The sequence below is a fragment of the Paraburkholderia sp. JPY419 genome (genome assembly GCF_050435705.1).
In the GTDB taxonomy this organism is placed as follows: Bacteria; Pseudomonadota; Gammaproteobacteria; order Burkholderiales; family Burkholderiaceae; genus Paraburkholderia; species Paraburkholderia youngii.
The window spans coordinates 1121931-1137098 of the sequence record NZ_JBNDKV010000004.1 but is presented as its reverse complement, the minus strand read 5'-3'; the positions used below and the strand labels follow the sequence as shown (position 1 = coordinate 1137098).

Sequence of the window (15168 nt, the reverse complement as noted above, 5' to 3'; positions counted from 1 at the left end):
GGCGCAAAGCGCCAAATGGGAGCGCGCCTGGCGCGCTGCGCGATGGTAAGAAGCGGCAAGTCCATGCAAGCTTTACTGGCGGCGCCCCCGCGCGCCGCGGCGGCGCTCCACCTTTCAACCAGACAACGGGAATTCACCAGGCGTGCGCGCCAGGCGCGTGTCCTATGCTGAGTCAACGGCGTGGCCCGGCCGTGTGCGATCGAAAGCCGCCCGCTCGAGGGTCCGGAACGCGCTTTCAATGCGGCACGGTCACCAGCGGTTGCGCATAGCTGACGGTCGGCGCGGGCACCACCGCATAGTTGGGCGCGGGCGGCGCGACCGCGGCGGCGGTGGCGGAAGAGTTCGCCGGCTGTACGGGCGGCGCCGCGACGATGGTCGCGGCCGCCACTGGAACGGCGACAGGCGGCGCCGACACGTACACGGGATCGACCGGCACCGGGTAGTAGACCGGCCGTGGCGGCGGCGCGTAGACCACGGCGGCGGGCAGATACACGACGACTCTCGCGTAGGCAGCGGAAGAACAGGCGAGACCGATGACGGTGAAAGTCGAAGCACAGGCGAGACGGATACTCATTTGGGACTCCTGATGCGTGAAAGCCGACAGACGGCAGACGGAACGATACGCAGCAGGTCCGCGAAGCGAAACCGCAAACTCATTTCATTCGATGTCACGCAGCACCGGGGACTGGGCGCCGTGACATGATTCGACATGATTCTTGAATTGCGGTCGCGCGGCGTCTGACCAAGAATTCGGCCTGTCATCGAAACGGATCGCGGCACCCAGCCAGGCGACGGTCGATGTTCAACCGAAGGAGTCAGTCATGAAGAAGTTGCTCGCCACCGTGCTGCTGTGCTGCGCGTCCACCGTCACGTTCGCTCAGGCCGCCGCGCCGCAAGGTATCAGCCAGCAGCGCATGGAGCGCATGGAGCAGCAGTTGCAGACGCGCTTTTCAACCGCGAACACCACGCACGACGGCAAGCTGACCCGTGACCAGGCGGCGGCCGGCATGCCGATGCTCGCGCGTCATTTCGATGAGATCGACACGCAGAAGGCCGGCTACATCACGCTGCCGCAGATCGAGGCGTTCATGCAGGAACGCGGCGCCGCACACTGAGCGGCTCGGACATCGAGGAGCTTTCGGATGGAACGCCCCGCCAGGATCATCGTGCTCGACGACGAAGCCGAGTTGCGCAACATGCTGCTGCGCTTCCTGCGCGGCCACGGTTTCGACGTGCGCGCGGCCGAGGACGGCAAGCGTTTGAACCGCTACCTGGAGCGCGAGCCGTTCGATCTGCTGATACTCGATCTGATGATCGGCGAAGAGGACGGCCTCGAGATTTGCGCGAAGCTGCGCGCGCAGGGGCAGACCTTGCCGATCCTGATGCTGACCGCGAAGGGCGATCCGCTCGATCGGGTGACCGGCCTCGAAACCGGCGCCGACGACTACCTCGCGAAGCCGTTCCTGCCGCGCGAGCTGGTGGCGCGAATCAATGCGCTGCTGCGCCGCCAGAAGATGGCCGCCGGCGACGTCACGGTGACGTCGCAGCGCGTGCGTTTCGGCAACTTCACGCTCGACGTCGGCAAGCAGGAACTGTCGCGCGCGGGCGAGCCGCTCGAGATTCATTCCGCGCAGATGCTGCTGCTGGTCGCGCTTGCGTCGTCGCCGAATCGCGCGGTGAGCCGCGACAACCTGCTCGCGCGTGCGCGAGGGCGCGATCATGATGCGCTCGATCGCAGCATCGACGTGCAGGTGCTGCGGCTGCGGCAGATCGTCGAGGACGACCCGTCGAAGCCGCGTTTCATTCGTACCGTCTGGGGCGTCGGCTATATGCTCGTCGCCGATGTCGAATCATGATGCGCTCGCTGTCACGCAGGCTGCTGCCGCGCACGCTGCTCGCGCGCAACATCGCGCTATTGATCGCGCTCGTGATGCTGAGCCAGATCTGCTCGATCGTCGTGCTGCTGCATTACGTGCAGCGGCCACGGGTCGAGCGCGCGGCGGCCGTGTTCGCGACCTACGTGACGACGCTCGACAACCTGCTCGCCGCCACTCCGCCCGCCTCGCGCGCGGCGCTGACCGCACGACTCGACGCGCGCGAGCAATTGCCCCCCGAAGCGACCGACACGCCGCCGCACGATCTGTTGCACGCGTATCGCACCTATCAGCGCGGCGTGTTCATCGACAGCCTGCAAAAGCATTTGCCCGCCGATATGCCCGCGCGCTGGCAGACCGAGGGCGCACAGCGGCTGTGGATTCGCATGCATGGGTCGCTTGCTGGCGCCGGCAACGCGGCGGGCCTGGCGAGCGCGCCATACTGGATTGCGCTGCCGGTTCCCGAGGACGCGCAGGGCAGCGGCCTCGAAGTGGCGATCTTCCTGTCGTTGGGTCTCGGCGTGCTTGCCGCGCTCGCCGGCTACGCGATCCAGCTGCATCTGAACGAACCCTTGCACGAGCTCACGCAAGCGGCGCGCCGCGTAAGCGCCGGCGATCTGCCCGCGCCGCTGCCGACCGACGGCCCCGCCGAAATCGCCGCCGTGGGCAGCGCATTCAATCAGATGACGCGCGCGTTACAGGACGCCGAAGCGACGCGTGCGTTGATGCTCGCGGGCATCTCGCACGACATCCGCACGCCGTTGACGAAGCTGCGCCTGTCGATGGCGATGGCGATACCGCAGGGGGCCGACAGCAGCTTCGTGATCGCCGCCGAATCGTATCTGGACCAGATCGAGACGATCCTGCAGCAGTTCATGGACTACGCGGGCAGCGGCGAGCGCGAGGAAGCGCAGCCCGGCGATCTGAATGCGCTGATCGAACGGCTCGCGGGCGACTTCGCCGGGCTCGGGCATGAGTTCGAACTTTCGTTGGGCAATTTGCCGGCCGTTTCATATCGGCCGATCAGCATGATGCGGCTGCTGATGAACCTGATGCAGAACGCGATCGTCTACGGCGGCAGCGGGCTTGCGGTGCGCACGTGGGCGACGCAGGAAGCGGTGACGGTCGCGGTCTGCGATCGCGGCAAAGGTTTGACGGCGCAGGAGCTGGAAAAGCTGAAGGCGCCGTTCCAGCGTGGCCGCAATGCGCGTGCGCACAGCGGCGGCACGGGGCTGGGTCTGTCGATCGTCGAGCGGATCGCACGGCTGCACGGCGGCGGCCTGCAGTTTCATCCGCGCGAAGGGGGCGGCCTCGAAGTGTGGGTCGTATTGCCGTTCAAGGCGGCATAACCGCGCAACGGGAGCAGCGCGCGGTGTTGTTGCCGCTCACTCGCGATCGAGCCACGCGTCGAGCCCGACTCGAAACGCGACGCCCGCGATCACCGGCACGGTCAGCATCAGGATGATGCCGAAGTTCGGGATCTCGTCGCCGTACATGATCGGGTTGTACAGCACGACGCCCGACACGATCGCGAACATCACCACGCCAATGGCGACCATCAGGAGATTGCGCACGGACAGGGACAGCGTCCTGCGCTTCGGCTTGTCGTTCGTGTCGTGAGCGCCGGGTGCTTCGTCGTGTTGGGCAGGCATGATGGTTCTCGTGGCAAAAGACGCGGCATCGGAAGCGGCCGCGGTGGATACCGCGCCCGGCATCATACCCGCGCGTGCACGGTTGATGCAGTTGTCCGCGCCGGTGCAGGTACTCATCCTCACCAACAATATATGCCATTCCAGTCTGCGATTTCAGGCGTCGGCTTGCGACCTCGCGGGAAGCGCCATTGCAGCCACCTGATGTAGCACGTCTGAAGCATCATGAAGACACCTACGCCACGGCGGCAGAGGTTCGGTGTTTGGACTAGGACGCCGCTTCAGTGTGATCGAGCCATTGCGCGAACTCGTGCCGCAACTGCGCGATATCGAGCGGCTTGCCGAGGAGCCGCGCACCCGGAATCGCCGCCCCGATCTCCGCCCTGCGACCGTAGCCCGACACCAGCAGCACGCGGATTGCGGGCTGCACTTGCCGCACGGCGCGCGCGAGTTCATCGCCGGACATACCGGGCAGCGTGAGATCGGTCAACAGCACGTCGTAGTGTTGCGTGTTCGCGAGCGGCAGCGCTGCTTCCGCGCTCGCGACCGCGGTGCACGCGAGACCTAGCGCGCCGAGCAGTTCGCCAAGCGCCTCGCGCGATTCGGTGTCGTCCTCGACGAACAGCACGCGTGCGGCTTCCTGGGCCGCGCGCGGCCGGGCCGCCTTTTGCGGCCTTTTCTTCGGCTCTTTTTTCGACGTTTTCTGCTGCGCCTTCGTCGCGCCATACGTGTCGACGGTTTCGTACGCCGCGGGCGGAACGCATGCGGCGATACGCGTTTCTCGCATCTCGGCCGCGCGGTCCGCGCGGGCGGCGCCCGCACGTAGAACGTGACGCACCAGACGGGCGAGGTCGTCGCGCCGGTACGGCTTCGACAGCAGCGTGATGCCCGCGTCGAGCTTGCCGTGGTGGACGATTTCGTCGCGCGTATAGCCCGATGTGAACAGCGTGGGCAGCGGCGGCGTGCGCGCGGCCGCGCGTTGCGCGAGTTCGACGCTCTTCAGCTTGCCGGGCATCACGACGTCGGTGAACATCAGATCGATCGGCACGTCGCTGTCGATGAACTCGAGCGCCGCGTCGCCATTCGACGCGGTCAGCACCTTGTAGCCGAGCTGCGCGAGCATTTCGACCGCGGTCAGCCGCACGTCGGCATCGTCCTCGACGACGAGTATCGTTTCGCCGCCGCCGACCGATGCCGCGGTGCCGTCGACGGTTTCCGGCGTCTCCGCCTCGCAGCAGCGCGGAAAGAACAGCGACACGGTCGTGCCGCGTCCGACTTCGCTTTCGATCGACACCTGTCCGCCGCTTTGTCGCGCGAAGCCGAACACCATGGACAGGCCAAGGCCGGTGCCGTGGCCGTCGGGCTTGGTCGTGAAGAACGGTTCGAACACGTGTTGCAGGACTTCGGGCGGCATCCCCGAACCGGTGTCGGCAACCGAGAACTCTACGTATTCGCCCGGCGACAGGTCGGGTTTGCCGCGGCAGAACGCGGCGTCGAGCGTGCGGTTGGTCGCGCGCACGGTGAGCACGCCGTCGCTGCGCATCGCGTCGCGTGCATTGATCGCGAGATTGAGCAGCGCGTTTTCGAGCTGATTGCGATCGACCTGCACGTTCCACAGATCGTCGCTGAGCACCGTGTCGATCCGCACCGTTTCGCCGAGCGCGCGGTGCAGCATCTCGCTCATGCCGGTCAGCAGGCGGCGCGGATTCAGCACGGTCGGCGACAGCGGCTGACGCCGCGCGAACGCGAGCAGATGCGCGGCGAGCTTCGCGCCGCGTCTGACGGCATCGGTCGCGGCGGATAGACGCCGCTGTGTGACGGGGTTGTCGTCGGCGTCGGCGGCGAGCATCTGCAGATTGCCGTTGATCACCTGCAGCACGTTGTTGAAGTCGTGCGCGACGCCGCCCGTCAGGCCGCCGATCGCTTCCATCTTCTGCGCCTGGCGCAGCTGCTCCTCGGCGAGCGCGCGCGCCGCGATCGAATCGGCGACGCGCTGTTCAAGTGTTTCGGTCAGCTGAAGAAGCTGCTGTTCGGCGATCTTGCGCTCGTGAATGTCGATCAGCACGCCCGGAAAGCGCGTTGGTTCGCCGTGTTCGTCGAACTCGCAGCGGCCGTTCGCCTGCACCCACATATAGCCGCCGCCGGGACGCCGGATCCGGTACTCGGCGCGAAACGGCTCGCCGCTGCGGATCGCTTCGGCGGTCAGGCGGTCGTTGAGCTCCTGGTCGTCGGGATGGATGATCTGCGTGGCCGCATCGCGCGCGACGCCTTTCGACGCTGTATCGCGCCCAAATGAAAAGGTGCGCGCGAAGCGTTCGTCGCCGGTAACCTCGCCCGTGCGCACGTCGAGCACCCAGGTGCCGAGCACCGCGCCGGTGTTCAGTGCGAGCTGCAGGCGTTCGTTGGTCTCGTGCAGTTCGGTTTCGGCTTGCTGGCGCAGGCGCTCGGTGAGCACGCGCCCGGTGGTTTCGACGACCATCGAGAGCACACCGGCCGGCGCACCGCTATCGCCCGCGACCGGGCTGTAGTACAGGTCCATCCACACGTCTTCCGGCTTGCCGTCGCGCAGCAGCACGAGCGCCTTGTCGCGATACGACAGCGTGCCGCCGGCGAGACAGGTGGCCATGACGTGACGATTGAAGTCGGCGACTTCGGGCCAGCCGTCTTCGACCGGACGGCCGAGCAGATACGGATGCCGGCCGCCCGCGAAGACCGCATAGGCGTCGTTGTAGATCATGTAGCCGGGCTCGTCCCACAACAGCACGAGCGGCATCGGCGACGCGAGCATCGTCAGGACCGTCGAGGTCAGACTGCGCTGCCAGTTTTCGATCGCGCCGAGGCTGGTCGCGCGCCAGTCGAATTCGCTGATGCGTCGCGCCATCTCGCCGCGCCAGCCGGCGCAGCCGTAGTCTTGTGCCGGAAAAGGCATGCAGCGCTCCACCTGAATTCACGTCGAAAATGATCGGCTCGGGACCGAAGCTTCGCAGGCTTCGCGCAGCCTCGCGAGCTGCAATTATTGTATGGCACATCGCCATACCGTTGATGCTTCGCGGACGCTATTCGGGGTTTTGCCGGGTAAGCAGCCATGTCCGAAAACGTACCGATTCGGCACGTCGTTCGATGCACGGGCAACATTTACCGCGAAGTGCGTTTGCTGCACAGCGAAAGCGGAAGAAGCGCCCGCATTTCCGGCGTGGATCGATACGCGCCGTACGCGCAATGCGAGGGGATGCGAATGAAACTGGGGCGTCAGTTGGACAACGACAGATACTGCGAAGTCAACGGCACTGGCGGGAAAGGCTGCAAACCGGTCTGCTTGTTGAAGCTATAGCGAACGTACACGGCCGCAAGCCACTCGCGATACTCATAAGCGTTGCCGAACGACGCGGTTGCGCCGACCGCGAGCTGCGGCGCGAGCTGATATTCGCCGACGCCGCTGATCGAATACGACACACCGGTCTTGCTCTGCCCCGGGTAGACGGCGGTCAGACCGTTGCCGAGGGATTGCGCGGCGGCGGCCGCGTCGCCTTGGCGCGACGAGCCGTCGTTCAGCGGGAAGTAGTTCGACGCGTCCTCGCGGTAATGCTGCACGCCGATCGAGCCTTTCACGTCGTACGTAAACAGGCCTGCGCGGCCCGACCATTCGACCGGCAGATTCAGGATCACGTACTGCTGCGGACTGAAGTAGCCGCCCTGGCCGTACGTGAAGAACGACAGATTGCGGTTGTAGCCCATGATCGTCGTGTTCACGCCGACCGTCAGCGTCTGGTCGGCGTCTTTCAGCAGACGCGTGTAGACGCCGCCGCCGCCCTTGACCGCGTTGTTGCTCGGCACATTGGTGCCCATGTAGTGCTGATACGACGCGTTCACGTACAGGCCGCTCGTGTCGTCGTCCCACGTGAGGCTGGCGCGCGCGCCGGTCGATGTGACGCCGCCCCATTCGAGGCCGGCGGCCGCATCGCGCGCGCCCGCGTACGACAGCAGGCTGTCCGTCACCGCGCGCCGCGCGACCGCGATCGAGTACGACACCTTGTCGGTGATGCCGCCGTTGTATTGCGCGCCGCCGACGATGTTGGTCTCGCGGAAGCCGATCGGCGTCACGCCGATATCGCCGCTGATGCTGCGGCTGTCGTAGCCGACCGACAGGCCCACACCGCTCGCGGTCTGGCTGCCGTAGTTGTTGGTGCCGTTTTGCGCGGCGTTCTTTGATGAGTCGGTCGAAAGCCCCGCGCCGAAGCGCGCAAGCGTCGAAGTGCTGTTCGACGCGGTGCCGGCGTCGAGCGTGACCGGGGTCGCGCTCACGATCACGTGGCCGTTGCCCGCCTTGATGCGCCCCTGGATCGGCGCCTCGATGTCGGTGAGCGAAGACAGGCCGTCCTCGCCGACGCGATTGCGGAAGATCAGGCCGCCCGACACGGTGCTCGACTGCTCGCGATTGATCTGCGCGAGCTCTTCGGCGACGCCGAGCGTCTGCGCGTTCGCGGGGTTCGTCTGCGGGTTGTTCTGTGTGTTGCCGCCGGGCGGGTAGTACGGCTGCGCGTAGCCGGCCGGCGGTTGCGGAATGTACGGCTGCTGCGCGTAGTAGCCCTGATTCGGGTATGGCGGCTGCGGTTGATAGGGCTGCTGCTGTGGGTACGGCTGGTACGGCTGATATGGCTGATACTGCTGCGCGTAGCCCTGCTGCTGCGGATACGGCGGCGGTTGCTGCGCGTAGACCGGCGCGGGTTGGCTCGTTTTCGCGGTGCTCTTCTTCGTGTTGTTCTTTGCGCTGGTGCGTGTCGATCCGTACGGCAGCGGCGTCGCCGACGCGGCGTTGGCCTGCGCTTCGCGCGCGGCCGGCGACATCGGCCAAGGTGTGGCCGCATAGCCGTCCTGCGCGCCGTAGGGCTGCTGCGGATACGCCTGCGGCTGCGCATAAGGCCGCGGCTGCGGATAACCCGCGTTGTACTGCTGCTGCGGCATCGGCTGCATGGGCGCTGGGCCTTGCCCCGGATAAGGCTGCAACGGCGCGCCCGACTGGCTCGAGCCGTAGGATTCCTGGCCGTAGCCGCCGACTTCGGCGGCGGAGCGGGGCGCTCCATACGGGGCAGCAACGGGTGCGGGCGGCGCGGCAGGCGCGTTATAAGGCGCCGCGGCGGGCGCCGTATAAGGCGCGACATACGGCGCGGGCGGAGGGGGCGGCGGATAGTTCGGCACGGTCTGCGTCGGCGAGGAAGACTGCGTATTCAGGAGCGGAGGCGCGGGACGCGCGGCATGGTCGGCGTCGCTCGAAGTCGCGATCGCCGTCTTGCCTTCGAAGGGATTGGTGCCCGGCAGCGGCGTCGCGCCGATCTGGCTCATCGCCGCTTCCCAGCCGCGCGGCACGTTGCCGCCTGCGGTACGGGGCGCGTTCGCGACCAGCGGCGTATTGGCCGCGACCAGCGAGCGTTGCAGATAGGTCGACGCGAGCGACAGCTTGCCCTGGGCGCGATACATGCGGCCCACGGTCGCGAGCACGCCCGGATCGTTCGGTGCGAGGGCAAGCGCCTGGTTCGCGAGCGTTTCGGCGTAGCTGAACTGCTTCGAGCCGGCCGCGGCCGAGATCGCCGCCTGCAGCAGGCTCAGGTCGTCGGGGCGGCGTTGCAGCGCGACGCGGAAGCTCGTGAGCGCGTTGCGGTCGTCGCCCGCGCTCGCGTACATGCGGCCGAGCGCGGCCTGCAGGTCGGGGTTGTCGGGCATCGCGGCGAGCCACGGCGCGATCACCTCGTAGGCGCTCGCGAGATCGCCGCGCAGACGTACTGCGTCAGCCTGCCGGATGACGATGCCGAGATTCAGGTTGTCGAAGTCGGTGCGCTGCTGCGGCGTCAGTTGCATGCTCTGCAACTGGCGCATCACGTTGCCGAGCTCGGCCTGCTGGTTGGCCGCGGACAGAATGCCCGCGTATTGCAGCAGCAGATCGGTGTTGCCCGGCGCCGCGCTCATCGCGGCGCGCACGAGACTCAGCGCGCGGCTCGGATCGCCGGCCTGCTGGTACGCGCCGGCGATCACGCCGATCAGCTCAGGGTTGTTGCCGGCCACCGGCTCGGCGGCGCGCAAGGTCGCGATGGCCTGCTGCGTCTGGCCGTTCTTCGCCATGCGCGTCGCGAGGTCGGCCTGCTGATGCACCCACAGCCGATGCTGCAACGTCGTCATCGCGTCGGTGCGCTGCGCGGGCGCAATGCGGTCGAGCTGCGCGAGACCGGTCGACCAGTCCTGGGTTTCCGCCGACAGCAGCGCGCTCGCGTACAGCGCATCGGTCATGTCCGGATGGGTGGCGAGCAGGCCGTCCATCATGCTGCGCGCATTCGCGACCGCGCCCTGGCGCACGTAGATGCGCGCGAGGTCGAGCCGCAGCCACGGATCGTCGGGCTTGTTCAGCAGCGCGTCCTCGAACAGGCTGCGCGCGGTGCCGAGATCGCCGCGCGCTTCGGCCGCGCGCGCCTGCGCCGCCTGCGCGTCGCCGCGCAAACGGTCGATGCCGCCGACCTTCGCCTGTTGCTCCGCGTTCAGCTGATTGGCGAACTGCAGCGCCTCGTCGGCGCGGCCCTGCGCGGCGAGCGCGCCGACGAGGCCGCGAATCGCGTCCGGGTTGTCGGCCTGGCGGCGCAGCGCCATCCGGTACGCCTGCTCGGCGCCGGCCGGGTCGCCGGTCTGAAGCAGCATTTCGCCGAGTTGCACCTGCGCGGTCACGTCGGACGGATTCAGCGCGATCGCGCGCTCGAACAGCGCCTTCGCCTTCGCGAACTCGCCGTTGCTGCGCGCGCCGATCGCTTCGCTCGTGTAGGTCCAGTAGGTCGCGCTGTCGAGCGCGGTTTTCCAGCGCGCCGGATTGGGGCCGCGCGAGGCGCGCTCCAGGTAGTTGCGCGCGTCGGCGAAATGCTCCTGCTTCAGCGCTGCGATGCCCATGCCGCCTAGCGCGTCGGTATCGTTAGGACTGTTTGCGAGCACCGACGAGAACCTGGCGCGCGCGGTCACGATGTCGTCGCGGTCGAGTGCGGCGAAGCCCTCGGCGATCACGCGTCCGCGCGCGTCGGCGGCGGCGTTTTGCTGCGCGCGGGCGCGCGCCGCGCTGTCCTGCTGCACCATCGAGTCGAAGCGCGCCTTCACCGCGGCGTCTTCCCCGGCGGTCTGGAAAAACGACTCGTACAGCGCGGCGTCGGAGGGCCGGGCATCGAGCCACAGCAGCGCCTGGCGCCAGCTTTTTTTCGCCGCCGCGCCGACCGAGGTGTCGCCCGCGAGCTTCTGCAGCCGCGCGATACCGTCGCGCCGCGTGACGTCGCGATAGGTCAGATGCTGCGCGTACGCGAATGCGAAGCGCGGGTCGTTCGGGTTGTCGTGCGCGAGCTGTTCGAGGCCCCGGCGCGCTTCGTCCCAGCCCTGCGGCGTCGCCGACAGCGCCTGGTAGTACTCGAGTTGCAACTGCGGCGTGGCGGGCTTGCCGGTCAGCGCGCGCTGATACTCCTGCACCGCGCTCGCGCTCTGACCGGCTTGCGCGAGCCGGCGCGCTTCGTTGATCGTCTGATCGCGCGGGCTGGTCTGGCCCAGCCGGCGGCCGAGCTCATCGAGATTCGGATAGTTCGGCGCGGCCGCCTTCAGCCGCGCGAGGTACTGCTGCGCGCCGGCGCCGTCCTTGCGGTCGGCCAGCACCATGCCCATGCCGAACAGCGCGTCGGGCTGCTTCGGATCGATGCTGAGCACCTTCTGCCAGGCCTGCTCGGCGAGATCGCCGCGCTGATGCGACTGCCAGTACTTGCCCTGATCGATCAGCACGGCGAGCGGATCCTGGGTCGCCTGCGCGAGCGCATCGGGCGCGGCCGCGGCCGCGCAGAGCACCGCGCCGACGGACAGCGCGATGCGCAGCGACGCGGCCAGAGCGTTCAATCGCATGCGGCCCTCCACGCGGGCACGAGGCTGCCGGCTTCATCGAAGCGGAAGCGGCCATCGATGAACCCCGTGCCGAACAGACCCAGCACACGATCGTAGTAGACCGGTTCGCGGCCCGGCACGCTCGCGTCGAGCGCGGCGAGCCGCGTGCGCGCGAGGCCGAGGCCGTGCTCGTCGCCCAGCGTCTTGAAGTACGGCGCGAGCGCGCCCCAGTAGCTGAGCGGGCCTTCGCCGCTCGACGCGCCAGTGGTTGACGACACCTTCTCCGGCGGGAAGCCGTTCTGCGCGACCTTCGCGCGCATGCCGCCGAGCGCGGCGAGCCACGGCTTCGCGAGCGGATCGGCGGGCGACGCGAGGCCGGCCCACAGATAGACGCGGATCGCGTCGTAACTGCCGACGTCGCCATTCTTCGGATCGACGACGAACCGGCCGTTCTGCCACGCCGCCCAGTCGGGCGCGAAGCCTTGCGGCGACACGGTTTTGACGAACTGGTAGGCGTTGTCGGCGAGCTTGGCCCACGGGCCGTCCGGCACCTCGTGCGCGAGCGCGCGCAGCACCGGCAGCGGCAGATAGCTCGGGTTCAGACGCGTGACGCTGCCGTTCCTGAAACCCTGCGCGCCCGGCAGCAGCATCGGCCCGAGGCCGGACAGATTCGCGACTTCGTCGTGCGCGATGCGCTCGGCCAGCGCCTGACCGAGCTGCGTGTAGGCGGGGTTGTGCCACAGACGGCCCGCCTGCAACAGATCGTAGGCGATCCAGAGGTCGGAATCCGATGCCGAATTCGGATCGAGCACACCGTACGAGCCGTCCGGCTTTTTGCCCCATTGCCACGCGGGCAGCCGCAGATTCTGCGGGTCGAACTGGTCGCCCGCGAGATTCGCGCGGGTCCAGCCGAGCAGCTTGTCGAAGGTCGCGCGGTCGTTGGCGACCAGCGCGAAAAAGAGCGCGTAGGACTGGCCTTCCGAGGTGGTCTGCTGGGTCGACGTCGAGTAGTCGATCACGCGGCCGTCGGCCTGCACGAAGCGTTGCACGAAGGTTCGCCAGGCGCTCCAGTCGCCGCAGGCGGCGCCGTTCTGCGCGGCCTGAGCGGGGCCGCTCGGAGCCGCAAGACTCGCCGACGCCGCGATGCCGATCCCGAGCGCCAGCGCAAAAGAGCTTCTTCTGTCGATCCAAAACCGCATACGAGCCATATCCGTTTCCATCAGTCCTTCAGTCGACGCGCGGCAAGCGCGCGCAGCGTCCGGTAGCACAGGCCCGCGATGATCAGCGCGGCGAGCACGCCGCCGAACAACAGCAACAGCGGATGCGACGACAGCGCCCAGCGCAGATACTCCTGCGGCGACAAATGGCCGACATAGTATGCGGAGCCGTTCGACGTGATGGTGACGTCGCGGCCATGAATCACGGCCATCGCGCCTTGAATCTTCGGCAGCACGTCGGCGTCGAGCAGCGCGGCGGACAGGTCGGCGTCCGACGGACCAGCCGCGCTGATCAGCGCAACCGCGCTGCGGCCGCTCTGCAGCGGCGACTCGAAGCCGGTCAAGAGCGCCGCGCCGTTCGAGCTGACCATCGTCAGATCGGCGCGCGCGGGTGTGCGCTCGACGCCGCGCTCGCCGTGCCACCAGTCCCGCAGCTTGAACACGAGGTCGGTGAGCTGGAACGTGTGCGCGTCGCCGTTACTGGAGAACGGCATCGACTTCGACCAGCGCTGCAGCAGCGGCTGCTTGCCGGGCGCGCCGAACACCAGCAGGTCCTTGTCGGCGAAGTGGTCGACCTCGGCCGCATGGGTGACGGTCACACCGGCGACCGGAAAGCCGGTCGATTCGCCCATCCGGCCCATCGTCAGCAGATACAGGCTGTAGTCGCTCGCGTCCGGGTCGTCCGGCAGCACGACGGCGGTTTCGGAGAGATCCGCCATCCGCGTGAACGGGAAGCCGCTGTTGGCGAACGCGGCCAGGTCGGGCAGTGCCATGTAGTGCGGGAACGACGACAGATCGATCGTCGAGTTCGGATCGATCGCGCCGACCACGTTCTGCAGCAGGCGGCCCGTGCATTCGCCGGTGTTCGGGATGTCGTAGTAGAAGTGCAGGCGCAGCTGTGTGCGCGGCGTCATCAAGAGCGGCGGGATGCGGATGTTGCGGCGCGCGTCGGCGGTGCCGTCGGGCATGATCAGGTTGAAGTAGCGGCTCAGCTCGAACACCGACGTAGAGCGCGCCGGAATCGGCAGCGCCTGCACGAAGCCGTTGTTCACGCTGATGTTCAGCGACGAGCGGTCGCGCCTCGGTCGCACCGTGTAGCGGTAGCGCAGAGCGATCGGCGCGCCGCGCGTGTGCCACATGAACAGATCGGGCGCCACACGCATGTTGATGCGCACCGCGTCGGCGTCGTAGCCGAACACGGTCAGGTCCTTCGGATCGGCGAGTTCGCCGAAGCGCACCGCGCGGTCGGTCGCCAGCCAGTTCGGCGCGTCGTACGGCACGCGCGGCGTGATCGCGTTCAGCGACGTGATCGTCGCGCTCGCGCCGGACAGCGTGCTATGGCCGATGCCGAGCGACTTCGCGGCGGTCTTCAGCTCGGCCTCGTCGCGGCCGAGCACGAGCAGCAGCTTGCCGCGTGCGTTCGCATCGCGCTCGACCACCGCGATGGTCGGCCCGGTGATCTCGGGAATCGTCACGCCGGCCGGATGCTGGTCGCTGGTCGCGAACACGACCGCGTTGCCTGACAGCGGCGGGTTGTCGAGCTGGGTCGGAAACAGCGCGCCGCGATAGCCGGCGAGCGAGCCGAACCATGACGCGACGATGCCGGCCGCTTCGAGCGTGCCGTTGCCGGGTTTCTGCGCGAACACGAACGGCAGTTCGAGGCGGCGCACGTCGCGGCGGTCGAAGAACGGCTGCGGCAGCGCGGCCAGTTCAGCCTTCGTCGCGAGCGACGAGTAGGTCAGGTCGAGCGAGCTCGCGTTGCTGATCGTCGCCCACAGCGACGAGTTCGCGGGGTCTTCGCAGGCGGTCGTGTAATGGCCGATCAGTTGCAGGTTCAGGTGGTTGAACTCGGTGATGAAGCGCGGATCGATCGTGATGTCGCGCGCGACCAGCATGCCGGCCTGCTCATGCGGCAGCGGCAGTGTCGCGGCGACTTCACCGTTGATCAGCACCTTCAGTTGCGACAGGTTCGCCAGCAGCGCGGGCGAGTAGCTGTAGATCAGATGCAGCGTCGCGCCGGTCACGACCTCGTCGCCGCGCACCGAGAACGCGATGCCGTTCTGGCCGTCGACGCCGCGCAGTTGCAGCGGGTCGAGCGCGCCGAAGTCGGCGAACGTTAGCGTTTGACGACGGCCTCCGGGCACCAGCGTGCCGGGCTCGGCGGTAGTCGGCGTACGCATGCCGAGCGCCTTCACCGACGACGCCGCGAGCGCGGGCGTCGGCGCGGCGAGCTGGTCCTGAGCGATGGCGTTCGGATCGAACGGTACCGCCGCGCTCGGCGCGGGCACGTTGCCGACACCGGTCGCGACTTGCGGGGTTTGCGCCGCGGCGGCGGTTGCCGGCGCAGCAGCCGGAGCAGCCGCTTCAGCGAGCGGCACGAACGACGTCAGCGCGGTCTGCAGCGCAAGCCAGCAGGCGACGCCGCTCATGATTCGCCGCGAGTGTCGCGAGCCGTGGAGGGCGAACAGACGCGCTTGGGGTTCCGTGCTGTTGCGCCCGTGAGCCGGGTGTTCGATCTTGTCGTTCGGCATCCGGTAGCCTATA

The 15168-nt window shown here is 67.8% G+C and carries 10 protein-coding genes; 4 read left to right on the top strand and 6 right to left on the bottom strand.

Going from position 1 to position 15168, the window contains the following annotated elements; translation table 11 throughout:
- Window positions 1-235: 235 nt before the first annotated feature.
- Window positions 236-574, bottom strand: coding sequence for a hypothetical protein (locus QFZ91_RS33680; protein ID WP_429569848.1), 339 nt, complete (start codon window positions 572-574; stop codon window positions 236-238).
- A 247-nt stretch (window positions 575-821) separates the two neighbouring features.
- Here QFZ91_RS33680 and QFZ91_RS33675 point away from each other — a divergent pair, with 247 nt between their 5' ends.
- From QFZ91_RS33675 to QFZ91_RS33665, 3 genes are read left to right on the top strand one after another with little or no spacing between them, the layout of a single operon-like run.
- Window positions 822-1115: an EF-hand domain-containing protein gene (locus QFZ91_RS33675; RefSeq protein WP_176107818.1), complete on the top strand. Its 294-nt coding sequence runs from the start codon at window positions 822-824 to the stop codon at window positions 1113-1115.
- 27 nt (window positions 1116-1142) lie between these two features.
- The gene (locus QFZ91_RS33670) at window positions 1143-1856 is read left to right on the top strand and encodes a response regulator (protein ID WP_176124814.1); all 714 of its coding nucleotides are present in this window, start codon (window positions 1143-1145) and stop codon (window positions 1854-1856) included.
- A complete protein-coding gene (locus QFZ91_RS33665; protein ID WP_429569847.1) occupies window positions 1853-3223 on the top strand; it encodes an ATP-binding protein in 1371 nt (456 codons plus the stop codon). The genes QFZ91_RS33670 and QFZ91_RS33665 overlap by 4 nt, the downstream gene beginning before the upstream one ends.
- 36 nt (window positions 3224-3259) lie before the next feature.
- Here QFZ91_RS33665 and QFZ91_RS33660 read toward each other — a convergent pair whose 3' ends face one another.
- Window positions 3260-3526 carry a hypothetical protein gene (locus QFZ91_RS33660; RefSeq protein WP_176124817.1) on the bottom strand — a complete coding sequence of 89 codons (267 nt, stop codon included), beginning with the start codon at window positions 3524-3526 and terminating at the stop codon, window positions 3260-3262.
- Here QFZ91_RS33660 and QFZ91_RS33655 point away from each other — a divergent pair.
- A complete protein-coding gene (locus QFZ91_RS33655; RefSeq protein WP_429569846.1) occupies window positions 3525-3728 on the top strand; it encodes a hypothetical protein in 204 nt (67 codons plus the stop codon). The genes QFZ91_RS33660 and QFZ91_RS33655 overlap by 2 nt on opposite strands.
- A 63-nt stretch (window positions 3729-3791) precedes the next feature.
- On the opposite strand, the gene QFZ91_RS33650 is transcribed toward QFZ91_RS33655, so the two are convergent.
- From QFZ91_RS33650 to bcsB, 4 genes are all read right to left on the bottom strand, one after another.
- Window positions 3792-6452 (bottom strand): response regulator, encoded by a 2661-nt coding sequence (locus tag QFZ91_RS33650; protein WP_429569845.1) that lies wholly within the window; start codon window positions 6450-6452, stop codon window positions 3792-3794.
- Window positions 6453-6772: 320 nt separating this feature from the next.
- Window positions 6773-11428, bottom strand: a complete 4656-nt coding sequence (locus QFZ91_RS33645; RefSeq protein ID WP_429569844.1) for a cellulose synthase subunit BcsC-related outer membrane protein — start codon at window positions 11426-11428, stop codon at window positions 6773-6775.
- Window positions 11419-12606 carry a cellulose synthase complex periplasmic endoglucanase BcsZ gene (bcsZ, locus tag QFZ91_RS33640; protein WP_429570942.1) on the bottom strand — a complete coding sequence of 396 codons (1188 nt, stop codon included), beginning with the start codon at window positions 12604-12606 and terminating at the stop codon, window positions 11419-11421. Before bcsZ ends, QFZ91_RS33645 begins: the two co-directional genes overlap by 10 nt.
- 20 nt (window positions 12607-12626) lie before the next feature.
- A complete protein-coding gene (bcsB, locus tag QFZ91_RS33635; RefSeq protein ID WP_429569843.1) occupies window positions 12627-15155 on the bottom strand; it encodes a cellulose biosynthesis cyclic di-GMP-binding regulatory protein BcsB in 2529 nt (842 codons plus the stop codon).
- Window positions 15156-15168 lie beyond the last annotated feature (13 nt).